Below are 25,560 nucleotides of genomic sequence, written 5' to 3'. Positions count from 1 at the left end.
ATGTCGCGTCATGAAGAACGGCTCCGTTTGCGCAGCAGTTTTGCAATGACAGGGATAACCGCGACAAGCGCCAGCGCCGCCAGCGCGAATTTAACGTCTTTGGTGACCAGATCAGAGAAATGCACCTGCCGACCGGAGGCCTGTGCCGCAACCAGAATACTTTCGACGCCCTGCCCCAAATAGGTGTAGGCAAAGGTAACGGGCAGGATACCAATAAAGGTGGCGGCCATGAATCGTCCAAGACTGATGTCGAACAAGGCCGCGGCAATGTTCACGGCGAAAAATGGAAATATCGGCGCCAGGCGCAGCGCCACCAGATAGGCAAAAGCGTTCTGCTCAAACCCGTCCGCAAAGCGTTTCGTGAACCCTTTGGCCCTTTGCCGCAGAAAGCCACCAAAGGCCGAGCGTGTGGCAAGAAAAAGGATAGACGCACCAAGGGTCGCGCTGATGGCAACCAGGGCACCGCCCAGCTTCCAGCCAAAAAGGAAACCGCCGAAGATCGTCAAGATAGACGCGGCCGGAAAGGAGAAGGCAACCGCCAGAATGTAAGAAATGACAAACAAAATGGCCGACCAGAGCCGATGCTCCGCCACATACTCCTCCAGGGACATTCGTTGCGCCACGAGCCAATCGAGGGTCAGGTAGTGATGCAGGCCAAACACATAGCCGACGACGAGACCAACCAGGATAATGGCGATGGGCAACAGGCGCCAGGCCGGTGCCGCGGTCCTTTGTCGAGCGGACGTCATGTCTTCGTCGCTCCCCTTCAAGAAGCGCCGCGATTGGATATCACTTCTGGCCATCAGTTTTCCCCCGGCGCGATTCGTCGCCGTTCGAGATAGCGTTATCCTTGAAAAGGCAGGATCGGGTGTCACGATGTCTTGAAGACGGGAGATGAGGGCTACAGGCAATGCATTTGGATGCATTGACCATAAATGCGGCGGACCATGGTTGCGCTCTCATGGCTCGTCTCCCGAAAATGCCACCCAGGCCTGGCGCCACCGGATCACGGTCGTCAGGGCGCAAAGCGCCGCGAAGCTGTAGGCGATGATCGAGAAACTCTCAGGCAGGATGCACATCAGCGTGAATACCGCGATGGTCTCGAAGCCCTCCGCCAGACCGCCGACATAGTAGATACCCTTGGTCGGAAATGAAGGCGCCTTGTGGCCCAGCTTTGCCGCAACCGTCGAATAGGCGAGGAAAGACGAGCCGGTCCCGACAAAGGAAACAATCAGAACTGCGGCCGGCAGCGCATAAACTGCTGGATCCTGCACTGCAAATCCGAGCGGGATCAGGGCGTAAAACACCATATCCAACGCGATATCGAGAAAGGCCCCGCGATCCGAGGGGCCCTGGATGCGTGCGACTGCACCGTCAAGTCCATCCATGATACGGTTGCTAGCGATGAAGAACAGCGCCAGCAATTCGCTGCCGAAACAAAGCGCGGCAAACGCGACAAGGCCCAGCAGAAAGCCGGCAATGCTGATCGTGTCTGCCCTGACGGCACGGCGCGCCAGGAAAAGCGCGACAGGCTGCAGGGCCGCCCGTTGCAACGGCAGGATCCGCGCATCGATCATCGGCGTCTCCAGGTTTGAAACCGCTCAAGCAGCGACAGCAGGAAGGCATTGAGATGCTTGCGGCGCCACTGGCCGGCGACCATTTTGTTGGCCTCGGCGAGCGTCGGATAGATATGGATCGTCGAGAGGATCTTGCCGAGACCGTGGCCATGCTTCATGGCGAACACGAATTCGGCGATGAGATCGCCGGCATGCTCGCCGACAAGCGTCGCGCCGAGAATCCTGTCTTTGCCGGGCACCGTCAGCACTTTGACGAAGCCATGGCCCGCCCCATCCGCAACCGCCCGGTCGAGCTCACCGAGCTCGAAACGCGTCACCTCATAGGGGATGTTCTTCGCCTTCGCCTCGGCTTCTGATAGTCCGACCCGAGCCACCTCGGGATCCGTGAATATCGCCCAGGGTATGACGCTATAGTCGACCCGGAAGCGCTTGATGTCGCCGAACAAGCCATTGATGGCTGCAAACCAGGCCTGGTGACTTGCCACATGTGTGAACTGGTAGGGTCCGGCCACATCGCCCGCCGCGAGAATGTTCGGGTGGAGCGTCTGCAGGTATTCGTTGGTCTGCACCACCCGATCCGTCTTGATACCAAGCGCCTCCAGGCCAAAACCCGTAAGCCGCGGCGCACGTCCCACCGCAACGATGATTTCATCGAAGGGGACACGATGCCTGTGGCCATCCTGCTCGACCTCGATCCACTTTTCGCCGGCATCCATGCCGCAGGCGATCGCCTTGTGATCGGTCAGCAATTGCACGCCATCCGCCTTCAAGGATGCCTCGACAAGAGATGCGACATCAGCGTCTTCGCGCATCAGCACCCGCGGCGCCATCTCGATTTGCACGACGTGGGAACCCAGCCGCGCAAAGCTCTGCGCCAGTTCGCAGCCGATGGGCCCGCCGCCGAGCAAGACCAGCCGTTTCGGCGCCTCGGGCCGCCCCCTCAAAGCGTCCCATAGGCTATCGGAGGTCAACGGCCTCACCGCCTCGAGACCAGGAATTGGCGGCATGATAGGCTGGGCACCCGTGGCGATGATGATGGCGCGCGTCGTCAGCCGCTGCACCCTGCCATCATGGAGTTTGATATCGACGGTCCAGGGGTTCACAATCCCAGCATGCCCCTGGAGAACCTCGACACCCAATCCCGTATAGCGTTCGACGCTGTCATTCGGCTCGATCCGGGCGATCACCTGGTGCACCCGTTCCATGACATCGGAAAACGGTATCACGGGTTCGACCGCAGCCAGTCCATACCGGTCCGCGTGGCGCATCTGGTGCGCCAGTTTCGCACTACGGATCAGCGCCTTTGATGGCACGCAACCGAAATTGAGGCAGTCGCCGCCCATCTTGTGAGCCTCGACCAGCGTGACCTTGGCCTTGGCCGCCGCCGCAATATAAGCAGACACAAGGCCGGCCGCTCCGGCGCCAATCACGACCAGATTCCGGTCAAAGCCCTTGGGCCTTGTCCATCGGCGATTTGAAGCGACGACCTCTTGATCATCCATGACGAACGTTTTCCTCGCGAAGGACTGGTGCGTCACGGTATATTCCACGCAACACCCAGCCTGAAATCAAATACGCTTGGCGAGGAGGAAATGTTACATACGGTCACGCGATGAGAGCACGGGTAGGCCTGCCGATGCCATCACATGTTCGTGTACCCAAACTTGGGATGCAAGAAGCCGCTGCAGGCGGCTTACATTACGCCGAACCGCCGCAAAATCTCGGCAATCTTGGCATCCTGCTCCGGATCGGGCAGCAGTGCCGGCTGGCGGCTGGCACCGACGGATGCGTCCTGCAGGTAGAGCGCGCGCTTGACCATGGCGGGCGCAAAGCCCAACGCATAAAGGTCGGTTCGGAAGGCGGTGAAGATCGCCTGCTGGCGCTCGGCCTCGGCGATGTCGCCGCTGTTATAGCCGTTCAAAATGCCCGCAAGCACGTCAGGAAGTGCGTTGCCGAGGCCAGAGATACAGCCGGCCGCACCATTTTGCAGCGCCCAGAGCACGAGATGGTCAGGGCCGGAATAGACGTCGAAACCCGGCACGTCACGGGAGACGGCAAGATAGGCTTCCAAGGTTTCCTTGGCTCCGCCGGAATCCTTGATGCCGGCGATGTTGCCGTGGGCCGCCAGCTTGCGGGCCGTTTCAGGCTCGATATGGTTCTGGGTGCGGGCGGGAATGTCGTAGAGATAGATTGGTGTCTTCACGGCATCGGCAACGGTCGAAAAATGCCGGATGAGGCCGTCCTGGGTGCAGGCGATGAAGAAGGGCGTGATCACGGCAATCGCCGTCACGCCGATGCGGTCGAATTCCTTCGCCAGCTTGATGGTCTCAAACGTCGCCGGCATCCCGGCATTGACGATGACATCGACCTTGCCGCCGACTTCATCGACGACCGCCTCGGCCAGTGTCACCTTCTCCTCGAATGTCAGCGCGGTGAAATCACCATTGGTGCCCGCGCACATGATGTTGTTGCCGGCCTTGACCTGGCGGCGCACCTGGGCACGGGTCGCCTCGTAATTGATCGTTTCGTCTTCGTTGAAGCAGGTGACGAGCGCGACAAAGGCTTTTTTGGACATGGATTGTCTCCGGGGATTGATGTCAGGACGCGCGGCTCAGCCGCGCCGCCCGGTTCTGGGCCTGCACTTCCGGATCGGGATCGAGCCCCGCGGCGAGCAGCGCCTGGGTATAGGCCTTCTTCGGTGTCTCGAAGATCTCGCGCACGGTGCCGAGTTCCACCACCTCACCCTTCTGCATGACCATGACATGGTCGGCGAAATCACGCACCACAGGCAGGTCATGGGCGATGAAGATAAAAGCGATGCCCATCTCTTTTCGCAGCTTGTCGAGCAGCGCGATCACCTGGGACTGTACCGACACATCGAGCGCCGAAACCGCTTCGTCGCAAATGATCAGTTGCGGCTCGAGCGCGAGAGCCCGGGCAATGGCGATACGCTGGCGCTGACCGCCCGAAAACTGGTGCGGATAGCGCCCCATATGCTCCGGCCCCAAACCGACCTGGGTCAGCAGTTCCGCCACCCGCTCCCGCCACTTCGCTTTCGGCAGGATGTCGGGATGGATGACCCAAGCCTCCGAGATCAGCTGGTAAACCGTCATGCGCGGATTGAGCGACTGCGTCGGGTCCTGGAACACCATCTGCAGGTCGCGCCGGAGCTTGTAGAGTTCCGCCGGCAACAGCTGGAACAGGTCCCGGCCCTTCCACAGCGCCGATCCGGAATCCGGCTCATCGAGCCGCAGCAGGATACGCGCAAGTGTCGATTTGCCCGACCCGCTTTCCCCGACGACAGCCATCGTCTCGCCAGCGAGCAGATCGAAGGAAACCCCTTTCAATGCGGCAAAGGCACCGTAATTCTTGCGCACATCCCGCACGCTCAACACCGGCTCCGCCCCCTTCAGAGGCTCGTGCATAGCGCCCTTGCCCGGGGCGGCTGCGATCAGCTTCCTGGTATAGGGATGCTGCGGGTTCTTGTAGACCTCCCGCACCGAGCCGGCCTCGACCAGCACGCCCTTCTCCATTACCACGACACGGTCGGCGATCTCAGCGACGACGCCGAGATCATGGGTGATGATGAGAACGGCCATTCCCGTTTCCCGCTGCAACTCCTTCAGCAGCGCCAGCACTTCCGCCTGCACGGTGACATCGAGCGCGGTGGTCGGCTCGTCCGCGATCAGCAGATCCGGCCGCAGCGCCAGCGCCATCGCGATCATCACGCGCTGCCGCTGGCCGCCGGAAAACTCATGCGGGTATTTGTTGAGGGCATGTTCGGGATCGGGGATGCCGACACGACCGAGAAGCCGCAATGCCTCGGCCTGCGCCTTGGCGGCATCGGTCCCATGGGTCGTCAGCGCCTCGCGGATCTGCCATCCCACGGTATAGACCGGATTGAGATGGCTGAGCGGATCCTGGAAGATCATGGCGATGCGGCGCCCGTTGACCTCGCGCCGTTCGGCAGCCGGCATTTTCAGAAGATCGACGCCATCGAGCAGGATCTCGCCGGAACTGATGCGCCCTGGCGGCATGTCGATGAGGTTCATGATCGCCGAAGACGAGACCGACTTGCCCGAGCCACTCTCGCCGAGAATGGCCAGCGTTTCACCCCGATCGAGATGATAGGACATGCCGCGCACGGCCTTGACCACGCCGACCGCCGTATGGAACTCGACGGAGAGGTTGCGGACTTCGAGCAGGTGATCAGCCATTCTTGCCGCCTTTCATTTCCAGACGCCAGCGCTGCACGGGATCAAGCGCAATCCGCAGCCAGTTGGAGAGAAGGTTCAGCGACATCGTCGTGAGGATGATCGCCAGACCCGGCCAGAAGGATAGCCACCAGGCATTGGTAAGGTATTGCCGTCCCTGGCTGATCATCAGCCCCCAGGTGATCTCCGGCGGCTGGATGCCGATGCCGAGGAAGGACAAGGCGCTTTCGGCCAGCATAACATAGGCGAAGTCGAGGGTGGCGAGCGTCGTCAGCGTGGGCAAGACCACCGGCAGGATGTGGCGGAAGAGGATGCGCTTGCTCGACGCTCCCATGACGCGGGCAGCCTGCACGAACATGCGCTCGCGGATCTCAAGCACCTCGGCCCGGGTCGTCCGCAAATAGACGGGGATGCGGGTGATCGCCAGCACCAGCATCAGGTTCAGGATCGACGAGCCAAGGATGTAGAGCACGATGACGGCGATCAGCAGCGACGGGAAGGACATGATGACGTCGGCGAGACGCATGATGATCTGGCTGACGCGCGGTGATGAAAACCCGGCGAAGAGGCCGAGCACCGTTCCCACCACAGCCGAAATCAACACGGCACCGGCCGCCACCATGATCGTGTTCTGCGTCGCAACGATGATACGCGCCAAAAGCGGCCGGCCGAGCGCATCCGCCCCCATCCACCAGACCCAGGCCTTTTCGAAATCGAAGGGCGCGGCATTGCGGCCGCGCAGGTTCTGCTTGGTGGCGAGATCGCCAAGCCAGCTCGGGCCGACGAAAGCAACCACCACGACGATGAGCAGGAAGATGGCGGCACAGAGCGCAAACTTGTCGGCAAGCAGCATGCGGAACATGCGCTTGTAGAAAGGAGGCTCGTCCAGAATGACGGCAGCGTCAATCGACATCGTCAGCTCCTCAATGCCGGATGCGCGGATCGAGCAGCGCATAGGCCAGGTCGATCAGCAGGTTCATGAGGAAAATGGCAAGCGCCGTCACCAGGATCGCCGCCAGCACCACGTTGAAATCGCGCTGCAGGATGGAATCGATCATCAGCTTGCCGACTCCGGGGAAGCCGAAGATCGTTTCGATGATGACGGCGCCGTTGAGCAGGCTCGCCGCCTGGTCGCCGATCACGGTGATGACCGGCAGCATGGCATTGCGCAGCGCGTGGATGAAGATGATCGGGGTTGATTTAACCCCCTTGGCACGCGCCGTCTTGACGTAGGCGGACGACAGCGCCGAGATCATCGACCCACGCACCACCTGAACGATGATGCCGAAGGGACGGACGAACAGCACCGCGATCGGCAGGATCCAGTGCCAGATCGTCCCGGTGCCAGAGGTCGGAAGCCAGGCGAGGTTGACGGCAAAGATGACGATGGCGACGATTGCCAGCCAGAAATCGGGGACCGAGGCACCGACAAGCGACAGGATGGAGGAGACGCGGTCGAAGAAGCCACCCGCGCGAAACGCGGCGAGCGAGCCGACGACGATGGCGGCGGCGGTCACGAGGCTCATGGTGATGACGGCAAGCCAAAGCGTCCAGACAAAGGCTTCGAGCACAACGTCGAGCGCCGGCCGGGCCTTGCGCAGGGATTCGCCGAGATCGCCCGTCAGGACATCACCGACATAGCGGCCGAACTGAACCATCAGGGGATCGTTGAGACCATGCAACTCCCGGAACTGGTTCTTCATCTCTTCCGACGCTTCGACCGGCAGGAACAGTGCGGCCGGATCGCCGGTCAGGCGGGAGAGGAAAAACACCATGACCACGAGCCCGATCAGGGAGATCAGACTGGCCACGGCGCGTTTTCGAATGAAGCTCAGCATGGCGCCCTCGAAGAAAACGGTGCGGCGGGATCATCCCGCCGCATGACTTGCGTTGAGTGGACGGCGATGCCGCCCGGCACTTACTTTATCTTGATCTCGGAAAGCTGGAGCATGGAATTCGTCGCCATGGTCGGCTTGAAGTCCAGGCGCTCGGAGACACGCGAGAAGCCGACCATATGGAAGAGAAGGACATCAGCGACGACATCATCATGCAGGTAGGCGATCAGTTCCGACCACAGCTTCGGACGCTCGTCGCCGACGGCCGCGGATGCGCGCTTGATCAGGTCATCGACCTTCGGATCCGAGAAGCCAGACTGGGTGCCCTCGGTCGCATACTTGAAGAACATCGAGAAGGACGGATCCCCCTTCGAATTGTCGTGCATGGCGGCGACGAGCTGCGGGCCGCGACCTTCGGCGAAGGGCTTGGAGTAATACTGCTCGTGCTCGGCGACTTCGACGAACTTCAGCTCGACCTTGAGGCCGACTTCCTGCAACTGCTGCTGGATCGCTTCCATGATCTCGGTGACGTTCGGGAAGTTGGCCGAACGGGCGATGATGGTGATCGGCGTATCGACCTTCACGCCAGCGGCCTTGGCTTCCTCGATCAGCTTCTTGGCCGCTTCGGGATCATAGGCCGGAACCTTCACGTCCTTGTTCCAGCCAAGGGTCGGCGGCGGCACCATCGCGGTCGCCAGGATCGCACCGTCCGGAACCAGGGTACCGATAAAGGCCTGGCGGTCGATGGCAAGATTGAGTGCGCGGCGCACACGGATATCATTCAGCGGCTCGATGTTGTGATCGATGCGCAGATACACGGTTTCGCTGTCGAGATAGGAGAAGTCCGTGGCCGGATTGGTCGCATCGAGCTGCGAGATCGACGGCGACAGATCAGCCTCACCGGCCTGAACCATGGCGGCACGAACGGCAGGGTCGGCGCGGAACAGGTAGGTCGCTTCCGTCACCTCGGGCTTCTTGCCCCAGTAGTCGTCGCGGCTGGTCAGAACGATCTGCTGGCCGGGCGTCCAGTTGGTCAGCTTGTACGGTCCGGTACCGACTGGCTCGCGAACGAATTCAAGCGGGGTCTCTTCCGGAACGATCGTGACCAGCGACATCAGCAACGGCAGGATCGGCTGCACCGGATCAGCTTTGAAATCGACGGTATAGTCATCGACGATTGTCGGCGTGATGGTCATGCCGCCGAAATAGCGGCGGGATTCGCAGGCATTCTTGTCGCTCATGATGCGGTCGAAGCTGTGCTTGACGTCCTTCGCGTCAAGGCCCGTACCGTCGGAGAACTTGACCCCCTGGCGCACATGGAAGCGCCAGCTGCCGTCAGCGTTCTGCTCCCATTTCTCTGCCAGCCGGGGCTGCACGCCGGTGCCGCCGCGAACGTCGAGCTCGGTCAGCGTCTCGCTGACATTCTGCATGATGATACGGCCGATATTCGAGCGCGTCGCCATGCAGGGCTCCAGCAGATCGGCCTCTTCAGCCAGAACCACCTTGATGGGGCCAGACCCCGCATAGGCAGGCGATAGCGCAGAGCCCATCGCCAGGGCGCAAAGCAATGCAGTCTTTCTCATGTTCATTCTCCTCCCAGATGATTCTATCCAAAGCCCAGGCGGCCAAGCGCGCGGAAATACGATATCGCGGGAAATCGTCCTTGCCGCTCCCGCCTGCATGACCGCCTCCCGCGCCGACCTCCAGGCCGGCATGGCCAAACCATCCATCACCGCACTGTTTTTGTCAAATCATTTAGCGATGTAAGTTCGATCCAAAATCAAAATCCAAAAATAAGCTATATTTTTCAATATTTTATAAAGCGAATATGATTCGCTCAATCGTCACATCAACATAAATAAACTTGACAACTTTGCAAAAAAGACGGATTTCGACAGGCAAGAGGAGCGATCATGACACCTGACGACATCGCCCGGAAGATGACCGGCGCACTCACTGAAGCTCAGCCTGGACGATTGGAAGCACTTCTTCCTTCGCCGATGGTGCAGAACCATGCTTCCTTTCTGCATCTGCGTGAGGATGGCAGCCTGATCTGCGCATGGTTCGGTGGATCGCTGGAGGGGAAGTCAGACATTTCGATCTATGCCTCCGTTCTGACGCCAGATGCCTCCAACTGGGGGCCGCCGCAACGCCTGAGCTTCGACCCTGCGCATTCCGAACAAAATCCAGTGCTGTTTCAGGCGCCCGATGGACGCCTGCTTCTGTTCCACACCTCGCAGCCCTCAGGAAACCAGGACGAATGCCGCATCCGCATGGCCGAAGTGGCGAGCGATGCCTCCGACCCAACAAAACTGACGACGACAGAAGGCCGCTATCTCGACCTGCCGCGCGGCAGCTTCGTGCGCGCTCCGGTGGTCGTGCGCTCCGATGGCGCCTGGCTGCTGCCGATTTTCAGATGCATTCCCCGTCCCGGGCAGAAGTGGAACGGCAGCCATGACACGGCAGCCCTCGGCATCAGCGAAGACGCTGGCGCAACCTGGCGGCTGGAAGAACTCCACCAGTCCATCGGCTGTGTCCACATGTCACCGGTGCCGCTGGCTCCGAAGAACATGGCTGCCTTTTTCCGGCGGAGACAGGCTGATTTCGTCTACCGAACGGAGAGCAACGACGACGGCCGGACCTGGAGTGCTCCACAGCCAACCGACATGCCGAACAACAATTCCTCGATTGCAGCAATTTCCTTGGACGGGGGACGCATCGCGATCATCGGCAATCCCGTCAACGCCGCGGCCTCCCCAGACCGTCGAACCTCCCTCTACGATGAACTCGGCGAGGCGGACGACAGGCCGGAGGCGGACCCGACCGGGGGCTGCGCCCCGATCTGGGGAGTGCCGCGCGCGCCGGTTGCCGTCTGCATTTCCGCGGATGGCGGCAAGACATTCCCGCATCGCATCCTGATCGAGGATGGTCCGGGCACCTGCCTGTCGAACGACTCCACCGATGGACGAAACAAGGAAATGTCCTATCCCTGGCTGCTTGCCGGCCCCGATGGCACCTTGCATATCGCCTACACCTATCACAGACGTGCGATCAAATATGTCCGGCTGGCCCCCGGCTGGGATCGTCGCGAAAATGGAGAATGACATGAGCGGTATTATCGGCATCACCATGGGCGATCCCTGCGGCGTCGGGCCCGAAATCTCGGTCCGGGCGTTGGCCGAGATGTCGGCAGATGACCGCGCGGCAACGCGCATCTATGGTAATCTCGCGACGCTAGAGGCCGCTCGCCAGGCGCTCGGCATCAGCCTGGATCTTGGCCCTCACGTCATCGACCTGGAGGTAGAAGGTGCGCCGCTGCCCTGGGGCACGCTGACCCCGGTCGCCGGCGACGCGGCCTTTCGTTTCATCGAAAAGGCCGTGCGAGACGCCGAGGCGGGCGTGATCGATTGCATCGTGACCGCCCCGATCAACAAGGAGGCCCTGAATCTTGCGGGCCACCATTATGACGGCCACACCGGCATGCTGCGCAGCCTCACCGGCTCGAAAGCCGCTTACATGCTGCTCGCCTCCGAGCGCCTCAAGGTGATTCACGTCTCGACCCACGTCTCGCTGCAGGAAGCGATCCGCCGCGCCACGACCGAGCGGGTTTTGGCGACGATCAAGGCCGGCAACGCGCACCTGAAGCGCATCGGTTACGACAAGCCCCGGATTGCCGTGGCCGGCGTGAACCCCCATTGCGGAGAAAACGGGCTGTTCGGCACCGAGGATGATGACCAGATTGCACCGGCTATCGCAGTCGCCCGCGCCGAAGGCATCGACGTACAGGGGCCTATTTCTGCCGACACCGTGTTCTACCGGGCCTATTCCGGCGCCTTCGACCTGGTTGTCGCCCAGTATCACGATCAGGGCCATATTCCTATCAAGCTCGTGGCCTTCGACACCGCCGTCAATGTCTCCGTCGAATTGCCCATCGACCGCACCTCGGTCGACCACGGCACGGCCTTCGACATCGCCGGCAAGGGCATCGCCAACCACGGCAACATGAATTCCGCCATCGCCTATGCCCGCAAACTGGTGGCCGGCAAAGCCAAGCAAGGATGACACCCATGACCGCAGCCATCACCCTGCACCAGCCACGACGCCTTATCGTCGGCGCCGGAACCATCGGCGAGGTCGGCGGTCTCCTTGGCACTGCGGCCTCGACGCTGGTCATTGCCACCCCGATCACCGCCGGCTTCGTCGATCGCCTGAAGCTGTCGGGCAAGGTCGAGGTCTTCGACGCGATACCCGGAGAGCCGGATATCGCGACCCTGGAAGCGGCACTCGGCGTGGCACGCAAGCTACGTCCGCAGGCCGTCATCGGGCTCGGCGGCGGCTCGGTTCTCGACGTGGCCAAGCTTGTCGCCGCGCTTTGGGACGGCGAACAGACACTCGCAGACGTCGCCGGTCCCAACAAGGTCTTGGGTCGTAACACGCGTCTGGTGCAAGTAGCGACCACCGCCGGTACCGGATCGGAAGCCGGTATCCGCTCGCTGATCACTGATCCGGTGAAGGGCGCAAAGATCGCCGTCGAAAGCCCCCACATGATCGCAGACGTCGCGATTCTCGATCCGCAACTGACCTTCACGGTGCCGCCGGCCGTCACCGCGGCAACCGGGGTCGATGCCATGGCCCATTGCGTCGAGGCCTTCACCAACAAGCGCGCCCATCCCATGATCGACGGCTTTGCCCGTATGGGTTTCCGCTTGGTCGGCAAATATCTCGCCCGCGCTGTGAAGGACGGCGCCGATACCGAAGCGCGCGAAGGCATGATGCTGGCCTCTTACTATGGCGGGATCTGCCTCGGCCCGGTCAATACCGCCGCCGGTCACGCCATCGCCTACCCGCTCGGCACCCGGCTCGGCCTGCCACACGGGCTGGCGAATGCCATCGTCTTCCCGCATGTGCTCGCCTTCAACCAGCCCGTGGTCGCCGAGAAGACGGCGGAAGTCGCCGAAGCTCTGGGCTTCAGCGCCAACACACGCGATGCCCTGCTGGACGAAGCATGCCGCTTCTGCTCAGACCTCGATATCGAGATGCAGCTGTCGCGTCACGGCGCTGCGGAGGATGCGCTCGCGGGCTACGCGGCCGAGGCGCACGCCAATCGCCGGCTGATGGACAACAATCCGGCCGACATGTCGGTCGAGGACGCGCTGGCCATCTATCGGGCTGCCTATTGAGGGCATTTCATAGAGAAATAGAGAGGCCCCTCGGGTCCCCTGTCGGTCTTCGGGAGCGCCATTGCTTCAAGCCGCCCGGCGGCTCATTCCTCGGATGACGCCATGAGCGAGCCGCTGGCCTGAAACAGGCGCGCGCGCGAGCCGGTCAAATGGGCATGCATCAGCTCTTTGGCCCGAGCCCCTTCGCCCGACTCGATTGCCTGCGCAATCGCCTCATGTTCCGCAAAGACCCGCAACAGACCGGCATTGTCACGCTTGACCGAAACACCGTGAAACCGCATGCCGACTGCAATATGGTCCTTCAGCGCCTCCATGGCGGTGGAGAAGTAGCTGTTGTTTGCCGCCCGTGCGATGGCGAGATGGAACTGGAAATCTGCATCCTCACGATGCGCCTGTCGGTTGGTCGCATCCCGCATCAATTCCAGCGCCTCCCGGATCGATACCAAAGCGGCAGGGGTGTGCCGCATGGCCGCCGCTTCAGCTGCCGCCGGCTCGACGGTCAGCCGAAACTCGTAGCAGTTCAAAAGATCCGCCACATTCTCCAACTGACCAAAACCCAGGGGCTGCTTCATGCCGACAGAACGAACGAAACTGCCTGCTCCGCGCCTGGAATAGATCAGGCCCTGATCACGCAGCCGCCGCAGGGCCTCGCGGATTATGGGACGCGACACCTCGAACTCGATGGCAAGGTCGTGCTCCGTCGGAAGACGCTCGTCCGGCTGATAGGCGCCCGATTTGATGGCCCGGTGCATCCGCTCGAAGACGAGGTCGGGCAGGCTTTTTCGCGCAGTTCCGCTTTGTAGTCCCATCGTCAATCCATGCCCTTGTGCAGCGCTTGGGCGAGATGCACCAATGTCTCGGGTGGCCCGAACCCGCCTGATTTGGCGATGATGCATTGCTTGCCGGCATAGGCCAGCCCAAGACCGGGCAGGCACTCGCCTTGCAGCCGAAAGCACTCAATCCCCATGCGGGCCAGAACAGCCTCGGCCGTGGCGCCGCCACACAGAAGAAGGGTCTCAGCCCGCTCCGTCAATTCAGGATGCACTGACGAGGCCAGGTTTTGCGCAACATCATCGGAGGAGATAACTGTTTTACCCGGTGTGGCCTGGACAAGAATTTGCGAGGCGTCCTCAGGAACGGCGCTTGCCAAAATACCGTTTGGAGCCGCGACCGCATGGACGCTGGAGAGGCCGCGAAGACGATCCATCTGTTCAAGCGTGATGCGGTCATGCGAACCGATGACAAAAAGCCCATTGCCTGTCGGCGGCCTCACGAGTTCCGCATCCGCCCGACCGGTCATGTCCCGTGCCAGCGCCTCAGCCAACCCCCTCGCGCCGACAAGCAAGTCAATGCCCTCGGCATCAGCCTCGGCCAGAGCCACCTGCAGATCCTGCTCAGATTCCGCGTCAACGATACGCGATCGCGACGCATGGTGCCTCAGAGCACCTGCCACGGAAATCGGTTCAACCACACCGAAACCCTGGACGTGTCCGTCACGGACAACACGGCCGAATGCGGGAATGGCGGGGGCGACCAGAGCGTGACGAAAGGGAATGGCGTCGAGCTCGGCTGCCACATGACCCTTGAGCCGGGAGTCGATCTTCTTGAACAGGCGAATCCCAGGCGGAAGCAACTCCATAACCCGGCTTGCGGCCTGGAATGCCTCGCGGTCCGATTTCTCCCGGGAAGCAAGGTTGATAGACAGCACCTCAGGCGCTTTCGCCACACCTCTCGTGACCGCTTCCACCGTCAGGGCGACCTCAGTATGCAGGCCGCGCGCAGCAAACGGAGCCGCCGTATCCAACGCCCCCGTCAAATCGTCCGCGATGATGACCAGCACGAAACGCACTCCATGTTGTTATCTTCTTGACGAGAATATGCTCGCCTTTCCAGTAAGATGCAACGATAGAATGACAAATGGTGTAGACTTGAACACCTATGTCTTTTTTGGGAGGGCACTGCCTTATCAGGCGGGTTTGTCTGGCGAAGAACGGTGGCGGAGATCCAACCCATCATCTCTGGCGATCGAACGCCTAGCCGTTCCAAGCATACAAGGCCCATTCAGCATTGCCACCCAGTCGGCTCCATCCAGCTGGCATGACCCGGCTAGCCTTCACGACAGCGGCAAACGACGTGTACGGGCGAGACATGTCGACGGCATCAGGTCGAATTTGTCCCGACAGCACAGCCTCGTTCGTCTGGTAGCGTTGGCTTTTGGCTTCCGCGTTGGTTCGCAGACTGGATTGAACCCAGTTCGCGACGTAGACTTGCCTGGTTCCAGATACAACGACGCTGTTCTTGCCGGTTACTGTTCCGGCATCATCGGGTGACGTCTGGTCGGTGAAAACCAGGGTATCTGGCTCCGTCTTGCTGCGCACCTGCGCCCAGATTTCCATGGCGTCGAAGGGAATGGCAACGGGATGTGTTGCCACACTCAGATGCTTGGATTCCACCGCAACAACCAGAAGTCCGATCATGCCGAGGGCAAAGCCCGATATCCGGCATGCGGTCGAGACATAGTTTGACGCCTGCTGCCGAAAAGCAGAAAAAGCCAGGGCACAACAGAAAATGCCTGCAACGACCGCGAACCAGATGGGGCCAGTCATAATACCGGACGGATCGGTAAAGAACATGGCGGGGACGGTCAGCACGATAGCTGTCGTCCAAGGGACAGGTGCCCGACGGAAGATATCCGGCCCGATCACGAAGAACAAAGCCAGGCTCAATACCGCCAGAGCCATGTTTATCTGGAAAAGATAAGGGTAAGCAAGAAACGTGACGAATGCGACCGCAACGCTAAACGGCATCGGAAGAAGCCAAACGCATAGCGCCAGGAGAAACAAAACGCCGCAATCCCGGGCAATAAAAGGCCAGGCAGCAAGAATATTCGCGTCGATGCTCCAGTAATATCGGTAGCTTTCCGAACCAAACCGGCCAATCGACAGATACATTTGCCCATAAACCAACAGCATCAAAACCACATAGGCGCCGACAATAATCCCTCCCACGAGCAGGACGGACTTCGGAATTCGATGGAGCTTCTGCTTGTCTCCATCGAACGGCCACAGACTGAGACACACAAAAAACGACAAGGATACAATCTTCGAAACTGCAGAGCCGAGCACGCCCGCGAGAATGCCAGCGGCTATGCCTTTGGCAGTCCCTTTTAAGCGCAGACTGTACCAGAAAATCGACACCGCAACGGGTATGGCATGAGCAACTGGAGGACTTTCGGCTATCCAGTAAGGATAACGACCGGCCGCTATGAGCGCGAGCACCATAAAGACCTTAACCGCCGGTGCGATCGGGGCATGCCGATGTTCGCAGAGAAAAGCCGTCAGAAGAATACCGATGCCCAAGACATAGGCCATCGTGCTGAATGAGATGACGAAGAGATATGGATCGAGTGGGATAGCCTTGGCGAAGATTGCGCCAACCATGGGTATCAGCATGTTCGGCACGCCGGCTTGAGCAAACTTTTCACCGTCGACAGCGAGATTGGGCATCGGGAGCCCATAGGTTTGTAGAGACCAAATGCTGTTTGAATAAAATGAGAGGTCCCCTGATGTTAGCCCTCCGGCTCCCGCAAAAGGGCCGTGCCAATCAAGGCCGATCCAGAGGGCATACAACAAACCAAAGGGGCATAGGGCCGCCACCAGCACGGAATAATGCCGAAGAAGCTGCCGATCGACCGACAACATCCTCCATCCCAGAGCTGCAGCGACCAGGACTGCGACCGATATGACCCAGCCATAGGAGAGCGCCAGGAAGGACACCACGCCCGCTGCCACCAGACCCAGACCTATCGGATAGCCCGCGAGCATAAGACCATGCAGAGACAAGGACCTGCCGAATTTGGTATGACCAAGCGCTCCGCACCCCATGAGAAAAGGCAATAAAATGCCAAACAGGCTCCCCAGCGCATGCAATACGATCGCACTAGCCAGGCCGGACGGCTTGGCCTGAACGGCCAGCATTGGCTCGAAACCTGCAGCCCCGACATTCATGGCGGGGAAAAGCCCCAAGCTGAACCCTACTGCGACAACGGCAAGAAACCCGGAAACCAGATAGGCGAGGCGCCGCAGTATATGGGGAACCTTCCAGCGGAGCCCAAATACATCGAAGTATTCGAAGACGGCGGAAACCGCGACAGTAGCCATGACCATAAGCGATGCGCCAAATATATTGGGCAGCGACACGGCCTCACCGTCCTGCTTACCCATGCCTAAAAACACCAGGACGCAAACGAGATAGAATATAACCGAGCCGACAATAATTCCTGCTCTCTTATTGTCTCGTATCAGCAGCAAATAGTCGCGCCAGCGGAAGAGCCACAGCAAGACCGCCACCAGAAAACTCGCCATCACGACGCCGGGATTGGGCGCAGCTGCTGCGCTAGCCGTGTAAGTACGGCCATTGGTCCTCGGATCGCTGCCGTCACTGCTGGAAAAAAGCAGTCCGCCATTCCAATGTGAATAGGCCCCCAAACCGGCCTGACGTATCTGACCGTGAGAGGAATGCGCGGGACCTAGACGACGACCATCCTCGTAGAGGCTCAGGCTCGAATCTGCTGGAGCACCCGGACCATCTGAAGAGATTACGAAGGGAAACGGTGCAACCAGACCCGGAAGCTCAACGACATAGGCGAAACCTTGGTCGGATCTGATCTGCGGAATCTGGATTTGGGACTGCTTTGTCCACAAACCCAGGCCCGGGACGAGCTGCGTCATCAGCACGAGAACTATCAGAACGTGCGCAAGTAATTCTAAAAAAATTCTCGGATTTATTTGCATCATCGATTTCAATCATCACTCACGCAGCTTCAGAGTGCGATATATCGCAACTGTCCCGTTTTTGGCGACGGACAAATGGTCAGAAGTCCTGAGCGACAGGCTTTGAGCGATGACTGAAGACGACATGGCTTGAGGCGTCCTGGCCACTCCAAGCCACGCCGTACCAAACGGCGCAAAATAGGCTTCGATTGAGTTGGGAAAATGCTCTTAACCAAGGTGGCTGGAAAGCCGCAAATTTGCAGGAGCATCCTATTTTACGGTTTACATTTGGTTAAAAAAAATGGAATTCAAACTAAGCTGATCAGGCAACCCAATGATCCAGGTAGCAAGGTGGTACATATGCGTTTCCGGTTCGGAGAAAATTGGGCAAATTTTCTTGAACAGTCCTTGTCAGAAGATAGACTCGCAATTTCACCAATCACATCAAGAAGTGCATGCGGCCTGCATTTGGCGCCGGCACATGTCTCGCATGAAGCCTGATCACGGATCGGGGCAATTCCTGATGTGGCCCACAAGACTTACCTTGCAGCTTCCAACTCAACACATTCGAACGTCAATGGTCGTCGCTACTCATGCATTGCGAACTGGCGGATCCCAAGCATCTGATGCGCTTGCGAGTGGGTGATCTGGTGTTGAATTATTGCGCCAGCCGTGGATGCATGGCACATGCTCTCTTTGCTAGCGTAGATCAAATGTAAAACGGCTGCCTCGTTCAGAGTCACCATACTGGATTGATGTAACCGAGATGCCATCCGTAATGAGGAACAATCAAGAATGTGCGGTATAGCTGGTCTGTTCTCATCGCAAAATGCGGTGTTGTCAGTTGAACAAATGCGCGATCAAGTAACCGCGATGACCGATGCGATCCGCCACCGAGGCCCTGATGGCTCCGGGGTCTGGGTGGATCCCGCGCGCCGGGCTTGCCTTGGCCACAGACGTCTAAGCATCATCGACGTGACGTCGGCAGGATCGCAACCGTTCTTCTCCAGGGATGAGCGTTATGCTCTCACGTTCAACGGCGAGATCTACAACTTTCTGGAAATTCGCGAAGAGCTTGAACGAGCGGGCATCCAGTTCACAAGCCGCAGCGACACTGAAGTTCTGATCGAGGGGCTGGCCTATTGGGGACCATCCGCAATTTCCCGCTTCGACGGCATGTTTGCTTTTGCCCTGTTTGATCGGAAAACCGGTGAACTGACCGTAGCCCGCGACCCCTTCGGCGAAAAGCCCCTGTATTACACGACGCTGAATGATGGCACTTTTGCCTTCGCTTCAGAATTGCGCGCCCTTGAGGTATTGCCCGGCTTCGACAACACGGTCGATCCGGATGCGATAGCCGAATACTTCGCCTTTCAATATATCGGCGCACCACGGACGATATATAAATCGGTGTTCAAGCTCTTGCCGGGACACTACGGCACCAAGAGCGCATCAGGCACCCTGGAAACCACACGCTATTTCGCTTTCGAACCGCGTTACAACCCGAAGCCCGATAGAAGCATTGCCGATTTCGCTGATGAGCTCGAAGAAATTCTCGTCACGAGCCTGAAGCGCCGGTTGATTGCCGACGTTCCGCTCGGCGCCTTCCTGTCCGGCGGTGTCGATTCTTCCATCGTGTGCGCGCTCGCGACCCAGCGTCTCGGTACGGAACTGCACACCTATTCGATGGGCTTTCAAGATTCGCCGTCGAGCGAGCATGAAATTGCCCGTGCATTTGCGTCTCATCTTGGTACCCGCCACCATGAGCAGATCGTGCTCCCGGATATGGCAGAGTTCATCACGTCGGCCTCGAACGTGATCGATGAGCCGAATGGCGATACCTCCTGCATGCCGACCTACATGCTGTCGCAGTTTACCCGCAAGGACGTAACGGTTGCCGTCTCGGGTGATGGCGGCGACGAAATGTTCGGCGGCTACGGTCGTTACATTGCCACCCTGGCGGAACACGAATATGGGCTGCGCGAAGATCTGCCATTATGGCGCCCCGGCAACGTTTACTATGGTCCGCGTATCCTGCCGATGCCCCTGGAGCGGCTGACAGACTTTTTCGGCCAGGTACCACCGGCCGTCAGGGCACATGTTACGAAGCTTCGCGACGAACTGAATGGAGCGGGACCTGCTCTTCTGGCTGCAATGCGGCGTACCGACGTCAATAACTATCTCCCTGGCGCCGTTCTGCCCAAGGTGGACGTCATGAGTATGCAGCATGCGCTTGAGGTTCGCACACCGTTCCTCAACGTCGATGTCGCACGCTTCGCCGAAGGTCTTTCTGACATTCATATGATCAACCTGGGCAAGGGGAAAAGAGTCCTGCGCGAGGTAGCCTATCGCTATCTGCCGCGGCATCTGATCGATATGCCCAAGCGCGGTTTCGGTCTTCCGATGGGCCTCTGGGGCCAGGATCATATGGTCTCTCTGATGAAGGAAAGACTAGGCGCTGACAGCGTCTTGCGTTCTTTCCTCGGCGATCAGGTCATATCTGAATTCCTGAAGCGTCATGACAGCAGCTCTGGCTTCAATCTTTATGAAATCTGGCCGGTTCTGATTCTGGAGCAGTGGCTGCGTGGGCGCAGCATCAAATTGCCCCAGTACCAGCCTCAGTCACGTCCGAAGAGGTCAAACAAGCTCTACGGATTTGCGATAGCCGAGAAGACTTTCCTGGTTACGCTAGGCGCCGACCTCAAGGAGCTTGAGTACGAGAGTGGCCTGCCTTGGCCGATGGACCTGGATCCGCTCTGCGGGAAACTCTACGATCGAAAGTTTGCCGTCACGAGCACTGGCCCCGCATTTGCTCTTTCCGCATGGGGTAAGCCTGTTGAAGCAAGCGCGGAGCTGACATCCCTGGCCGAAAGCACATTGGTCTTTGTTGACGCAGACGCTGCTCATCATCTTGACACTGAAGAGCTTCAAAAACTGGCGTCGCTCGGAGTGCATCGCGTCATCTGCTGCCATCGTGTTCCGGGGCGAGAGCCCGAGGACATAACGCTGAATAAGTTCAGCTTCACGCAGAAGCTGCGAAGGAAATTTGCGCTGAAGCGTGATGCCGTCGCAACCTTTTCGGCCGACGCTAAGAGAGTGGGCGGGCGCGTCGCTCCGATGGCTCGAGTTGGCGGTCATCTTTTCCACAGTGGTCCGTTCAAGGGCATTCTGCGGGAGCCTGGGGAAATCACATCGAAATACGCAATCTTCGAGAATGACAGGCAGTTGTCCCCGGTTCAAATGGGGCAGGACGAAATCCTTGTTGCCGGTGCCGGTCGAAACTGCGTCATCGACCAAATTGTTTGCCTGTCCGGAACACGGCAGAATCCCGATGGACAGGCGCTCTACACGATCGTACCAGTCAAGGCCCAAAACAGGGACCTTATTAATTACATCCGCACTCCGGATGACGATGAGACGCGCAGCCAGTCCCGCGATATAAAGCCAATAGACCTGTTTTATAAGAAACTGCTCTCACAGGTTCCGCCCATGCGGCCGAAGACGCCACTGGCGCCTGGTTCAAAAGTTGCATTGGTAACCCATGCGCTGCCATCGGGCGGTGCCGAACGGCAATGGACCTATCTGGCCCAGACGCTCAAGGAGGCGGGATATGATGTCAGCGTGGTAACCTATTCTCCGCTCCACGATGGAAACGACCATTACCTGGATCTCCTGGGGAAATTTGGCGTTGAGGTCGTGGATACTGCATCCATGCATGTTGTCCCGGAGATCATTTATCTGAGACGGCGCTTCGGAAATGACTTTCCGAACATCGAAGGCCTGGCACGCCTGAGTGTTGCTTTCCGGGCACTTCAGCCGGATGCAGTGATTTCACAGCTGGATGAAGCAAACATTTTGTCCGCGACGGCCGGGTTGCTGAACGCGGTGCCGCACATCGGGATTTCCTTCCGAAACTACAATCCTACGCATTTTGGTTATTTCCATCAGGATTGGTTCTGGACTGCCTATAAGACGCTTCTGAAGACCGGACGTGTCGTGGCGACCGGAAACTTCAGCGAGGCAAATATCGATTACGCCAACTGGCTGAAAATCGACGCTCGTGACATCGCGACAATCACAAATGCGATCGATGATCAGATATTCCCTCCAGCTTCGGAGCAGGATGTCAGCAAGCTCAGATCGGCATTGAATATCAGTTCCGCCGATCAGGTCATCCTCGGTGTGTTCCGCCTGTCTGAAGAGAAGAACCCGCTGGACTTCGTCAAGGTTTGCGCGAAGGTCGCCGTTGAGAATCCAAATGCTCTCTTTCTACACGCGGGCACTGGCCACATGGCAAAGACCGTGAAGGAATATGTAGAGACGCTTGGATTGGCCAATCGCTTTCGATTTTTGGGCGTTCGCAAGGACATCAATGTGTTGATGGGCCTCTCGACAATGCTTCTTCACACCGCGCAATTCGAAGGCACGCCCAACGTCGTGCTGGAATCCGGCTTCACAGGCATACCAGTTGTTGGAACGGACGCGGGCGCGACCCGCGATATCGTCCTTGAGGGAAAGACAGGCTATGTAAGACCAAAGGGCGATGTGGACGGATTGGTCGAGGCGAGCCTCAGATTGCTGCGGGACGGTGATCTTCGCAACGCCATGGGCGCGGCTGCAAAGTTGCATGTTCGCGAGAAATTCAGCCGCAAGCATAGCATGGATGTCATTATCGCTGCCATGAATGCATCAAGCGCGACGAACTAGGCGGAACCGCATCATGGCGTCGATTTTTGAACGTATACGCCATCGAATCTGGAGACACAGAAAGAAATCGGACAGCGACGATCAAAAAGTCGAGACGGACAAGACACCTCGCGAAGAAGTACTGGAGACCAGCCTGTTATGGCAGGATGAGGATCGGATATTCAGGACAACCTGCTGGTTGACGGCTGAGGACGAGCACACCATGGTGCCTCGCGCCTTGATTACCGAAAATCCGCTGTCCTTTAAGTTGGCGGTGCCACCGAAGCCGCCACTCGGGCTTGATGTCCGCATCTTCACTTACGGCCGACAAACTAACAGCCCCGTATCGATAAAGCTGGAGACCACTGAAGGGGAACCGCTCCTCGAACGCACACTCGACACAACAGGATTGCATGACGGCGCGTCCGTAAGAATTCTGGACTTGCATGATCTCAAGCTTATGCCGGGAGCCCTGCTGTCTCTGAAGCTCTCCTCAGAGGCGAATACTGAAAATTGTATCGCGCTTCCTGTGGCGACCGTACCGGTGGGCCGACATTCTACGCGCAACCTTCTCGTCGACTATCGTCAGGATCGGGCTTTTGTAGAGGGCGGCTCGCGGAATTTCCGTGACCGCGTAACGGTTGTTGCAAATCTGTCCTCGGGGCAGGAACAGGCTCTTTTCGACCGGATATCCTCCATGTTCGCGGACATGTCCGTGCTTTTGGTGGATACCGCGCATATTGACGATGAGTGGGCGAACCTTGCGGAAAGCGACCTGGTGGCTTTTGTCGCAACTGGCTTTGCGGATTTCAATATCCCGCGATTTGAAGCAATCTGCTTCGCCCTTCACCGCCGGGGCGTGACGACACTCTTCATCGATAGCTTCCAGGAACAACGCTCTCGGATCCGGATGAGCGCATCATCTTCACGGCTGGTTGGCGCACTTGAAAGGCAGGCACAAAGCTGCCACTTCCAGTGTCGTCTCATTGCCGGAAATGCCGAAATCACGGATTCCATCTCCCACAATGTGCTTGCCCTTGGATATCCGCTTTCGTCATCGGTCGTGCAGGATCTGATATCGCACGCGCGTCGCCGCCGACACGACGTCGACCTTGTTGTGGTCGCACCGCCTCAGACGGATCTCCAACTAGACCTTTCGACTTTCGATCTCGTTCCCGGTCAGACACTGACAATCTTTCCTGTCAATTGCCAGGTACATTCAACAAGCGGACAATGGCCCGACGCCGTGCACATCAGGCCACCCGCCGCAACGATAATGGAGGCGGCAAAAGCAGGATCCAGCGAGATCCTGATGATCGCCGAATCTGATCGTGACGGCTTGAGTGAGGATCTTGCCGAACATATCTTCGAGCATTTTTTTGACGACGTCGATATCGTCGTATCGAGGAGATCCTTCGATACGGCGGAACCTGTGATAGAAGCAGGCTTGGACCGTGTGTCGGTGAAACGCTCCACCACTCTTCCAGCCTTGGTCGAGGCATTAAACTTCCTGCCGTCAGAGCATTCGGAATGGTCCACCGCTCGTGCCGCGCTTGAATTGGGACTGTCGGTCTACAGAAATGGCGGAGTCGTCCGCCAGACACACGGTGTAAGACCATTCCGATCTGCCTCTTTACCGCGTTTGCAGGATACACTTAGCGAGGCAATTCCGGGTCGGGATCAGGAGATAGCCCTGGCATTGCGACGTTTGGCAAATGTCGCATCAGAAACAGTTGCCGCACCTGCTGTTGCCCGAAGGGCGCCCATCCGGATCCTGAGCTACCGTTGGCATGCGCCTCATCAATATGAGCTACATCGGCTTCCGGCCCAATTTACGATGATCAGCGGCGCAAGCGGAATGCCCGGTTTCGAACAGTGGCCATATAACGAGCGACCAAAGAGACCAAATGTCAGGATCCTGCCCTGGCAAGAGCTTCGGCCCACCGACTACGATGTTGCCCTGCTCCACTTCGACGAAAACCTGCTGATACCATTTCTATCCAACGGGCGTCTGCCACCTGGATGGGGGGAATCTGCCCGCAGGCTGTCAGAGACTGGTCTTCCAGTCATAGGTTTGTGCCATGGCACTGTGCCTTTCATTGGTCAGTACGGAGTGGCTGATGGACCGATTGATGAGTTCATCCAGATAGAATCAGCGCGGCAGCAGCTGGTTTCCTGGTTCGAGAACCTTGGCGCACCTGTGGTCTGCAATTCGTTCCAGGCCCAGGCGGAATGGGGCTTCAATCGCTCTCGGGTGTTCTGGCACGGATTTGATCCCCTTGAATATCCCCGGGCATCGTTGACCCGCGACGTTCTGGTTGTTGGTGGCAAGGACAGGCCTCACTACCGCGGCTACTATGAAGAGGAAGCGGTGCGGGCTCATCTTCATGATCGAATACGCGTTGAACGACTGCCTGCACGCGTGGTGCCCCTGGAGCGGGAAACCGGCAACCCGTTCGCAGTGCGCAAATTTCGTGCCTATGTGGACGCCGTGCGCAGCTTTAGCTTCTATCTGAATACTACGCTGCGGTCCCCCATGCCGCGATCTCGAGGTGAGGCCATGATGACGGGCGTCATACCGGTTTCCCTGCGAAATCACGACGTGGAGCTCTTTATCGAACAAGGTGTAGATGGGTTCTATGCGGACGATCCTGAAACGCTCGCAACATTCATAAATGACGTTCAGGCTGATCGCGACCGGCTGGAGCGCATGAGCAAGGCGGCTCGTTTGAAGGCATTCGATGTGTTCAACCACGATCGAAACCTCCAGGGCTGGATCAGGCTGCTGGACGAAGTCTTGTGATCAAACTTGGCTCGCGCGGCTCTCGCATCCGGCACCTCCGGCATTGACCGAAATTCAGATCCAGTCGTTCGTGAAGAATTCGGATATCGCTGATATCGCTTGGTAATATCCAGTTTGAAATATTGGTTTTTGCAAGACTTCTCGGTTGTGGGCAGAGGAAACTTGCAAATTGCGCAGCCTGGCAAATCATGATTCTCTGGGCTTGGCAGGGTGTTCATGAGAGCATTGGCATGCGTCCGAGAGAGCGTAGAGACAGCGGGCAGTCGGTGGAGCGCCCCCGTTTGACCGGACAAGTAGGCTAGTTTGATTTAGCCCTGATGAACCGCCGAGGGGAAGCCATCTTGAGCGCGGAATGGGGATGGATTTCGTTGTAGTCCTCGATCCATCCGTCGATGAGCGTAAGCGGTGTTCTTAGGCCACGGCCTTTGAGATGGGCTTCTCGGCATAGGCCCATGGCATAAGGTCATCGATCCGGCTATTTGGATGGCCGTTG

Annotated in this window: 16 protein-coding genes and 1 pseudogene; 5 read left to right on the top strand and 12 right to left on the bottom strand. The window is 58.7% G+C overall.

What is annotated here, in order from left to right; translation table 11 throughout:
- Positions 1-8: 8 nt before the first annotated feature.
- The 8 genes from B9A97_RS17740 to B9A97_RS17705 all read right to left on the bottom strand — a co-directional run bounded on the left by B9A97_RS17740 (position 9) and on the right by B9A97_RS17705 (position 9,209).
- Positions 9-803: a TVP38/TMEM64 family protein gene (locus B9A97_RS17740; protein WP_244564271.1), complete on the bottom strand. Its 795-nt coding sequence runs from the start codon at positions 801-803 to the stop codon at positions 9-11.
- A gap of 156 nt (positions 804-959) precedes the next feature.
- A complete protein-coding gene (locus tag B9A97_RS17735; protein ID WP_084366700.1) occupies positions 960-1,577 on the bottom strand; it encodes a CDP-alcohol phosphatidyltransferase family protein in 618 nt (205 codons plus the stop codon).
- On the bottom strand, positions 1,574-3,079 hold the full coding sequence (locus B9A97_RS17730; protein WP_084366699.1) for a dihydrolipoyl dehydrogenase family protein: 1,506 nt from the start codon (positions 3,077-3,079) through the stop codon (positions 1,574-1,576). Before B9A97_RS17730 ends, B9A97_RS17735 begins: the two co-directional genes overlap by 4 nt.
- A 191-nt stretch (positions 3,080-3,270) precedes the next feature.
- Positions 3,271-4,152 carry a dihydrodipicolinate synthase family protein gene (locus B9A97_RS17725; RefSeq protein ID WP_084366698.1) on the bottom strand — a complete coding sequence of 294 codons (882 nt, stop codon included), beginning with the start codon at positions 4,150-4,152 and terminating at the stop codon, positions 3,271-3,273.
- A gap of 22 nt (positions 4,153-4,174) precedes the next feature.
- Positions 4,175-5,794, bottom strand: coding sequence for an ABC transporter ATP-binding protein (locus B9A97_RS17720; RefSeq protein ID WP_084366697.1), 1,620 nt, complete (start codon positions 5,792-5,794; stop codon positions 4,175-4,177).
- Positions 5,787-6,704 (bottom strand): ABC transporter permease, encoded by a 918-nt coding sequence (locus tag B9A97_RS17715; RefSeq protein WP_143530563.1) that lies wholly within the window; start codon positions 6,702-6,704, stop codon positions 5,787-5,789. Before B9A97_RS17715 ends, B9A97_RS17720 begins: the two co-directional genes overlap by 8 nt.
- A gap of 10 nt (positions 6,705-6,714) precedes the next feature.
- Positions 6,715-7,629 (bottom strand): ABC transporter permease, encoded by a 915-nt coding sequence (locus tag B9A97_RS17710; protein ID WP_084366696.1) that lies wholly within the window; start codon positions 7,627-7,629, stop codon positions 6,715-6,717.
- Between the two features lie 80 nt (positions 7,630-7,709).
- Entirely contained in the window at positions 7,710-9,209 is a 1,500-nt protein-coding gene (locus B9A97_RS17705; protein WP_084366695.1) for an ABC transporter substrate-binding protein, read from the bottom strand.
- A gap of 330 nt (positions 9,210-9,539) precedes the next feature.
- Here B9A97_RS17705 and B9A97_RS17695 point away from each other — a divergent pair, with 330 nt between their 5' ends.
- The 3 genes from B9A97_RS17695 to B9A97_RS17685 are packed head-to-tail and all read left to right on the top strand — an operon-like array spanning position 9,540 to position 12,806.
- Complete coding sequence (locus tag B9A97_RS17695) at positions 9,540-10,730, top strand: sialidase family protein (RefSeq protein WP_084366693.1); 1,191 nt, start codon at positions 9,540-9,542, stop codon at positions 10,728-10,730.
- Between the two features lies 1 nt (position 10,731).
- Positions 10,732-11,688 (top strand): 4-hydroxythreonine-4-phosphate dehydrogenase PdxA, encoded by a 957-nt coding sequence (gene pdxA / locus B9A97_RS17690; protein ID WP_084366692.1) that lies wholly within the window; start codon positions 10,732-10,734, stop codon positions 11,686-11,688.
- Between the two features lie 5 nt (positions 11,689-11,693).
- Complete coding sequence (locus B9A97_RS17685) at positions 11,694-12,806, top strand: iron-containing alcohol dehydrogenase (protein WP_084366691.1); 1,113 nt, start codon at positions 11,694-11,696, stop codon at positions 12,804-12,806.
- Between the two features lie 83 nt (positions 12,807-12,889).
- Here the strand turns inward: B9A97_RS17685 and B9A97_RS17680 are convergent, their stop codons facing one another.
- The 3 genes from B9A97_RS17680 to B9A97_RS17670 all read right to left on the bottom strand — a co-directional run bounded on the left by B9A97_RS17680 (position 12,890) and on the right by B9A97_RS17670 (position 17,611).
- Complete coding sequence (locus tag B9A97_RS17680) at positions 12,890-13,615, bottom strand: FadR/GntR family transcriptional regulator (RefSeq protein WP_084366690.1); 726 nt, start codon at positions 13,613-13,615, stop codon at positions 12,890-12,892.
- Between the two features lie 2 nt (positions 13,616-13,617).
- Entirely contained in the window at positions 13,618-14,646 is a 1,029-nt protein-coding gene (locus B9A97_RS17675; RefSeq protein WP_084366789.1) for a four-carbon acid sugar kinase family protein, read from the bottom strand.
- A gap of 193 nt (positions 14,647-14,839) precedes the next feature.
- Entirely contained in the window at positions 14,840-17,611 is a 2,772-nt protein-coding gene (locus B9A97_RS17670; protein ID WP_143530561.1) for a hypothetical protein, read from the bottom strand.
- Positions 17,612-18,373: 762 nt separating this feature from the next.
- Between B9A97_RS17670 and asnB the strand changes: the two genes are divergently transcribed.
- Both asnB and B9A97_RS17660 read left to right on the top strand, forming a co-directional pair.
- Positions 18,374-22,285 carry an asparagine synthase (glutamine-hydrolyzing) gene (gene asnB, locus B9A97_RS17665; RefSeq protein WP_084366688.1) on the top strand — a complete coding sequence of 1,304 codons (3,912 nt, stop codon included), beginning with the start codon at positions 18,374-18,376 and terminating at the stop codon, positions 22,283-22,285.
- Between the two features lie 13 nt (positions 22,286-22,298).
- Positions 22,299-25,067, top strand: a complete 2,769-nt coding sequence (locus B9A97_RS17660; RefSeq protein ID WP_084366687.1) for a glycosyltransferase — start codon at positions 22,299-22,301, stop codon at positions 25,065-25,067.
- Between the two features lie 298 nt (positions 25,068-25,365).
- Here B9A97_RS17660 and B9A97_RS29480 read toward each other — a convergent pair.
- A pseudogene (locus B9A97_RS29480) lies at positions 25,366-25,476 on the bottom strand (integrase core domain-containing protein); the annotation flags it as partial.
- Positions 25,477-25,560 lie beyond the last annotated feature (84 nt).

The sequence above is a fragment of the Rhizobium sp. RU36D genome, from assembly GCF_900176345.1.
Classification (GTDB): domain Bacteria; phylum Pseudomonadota; class Alphaproteobacteria; order Rhizobiales; family Rhizobiaceae; genus Allorhizobium.
This window is presented reverse-complemented; position numbering and strand designations above follow the sequence as displayed.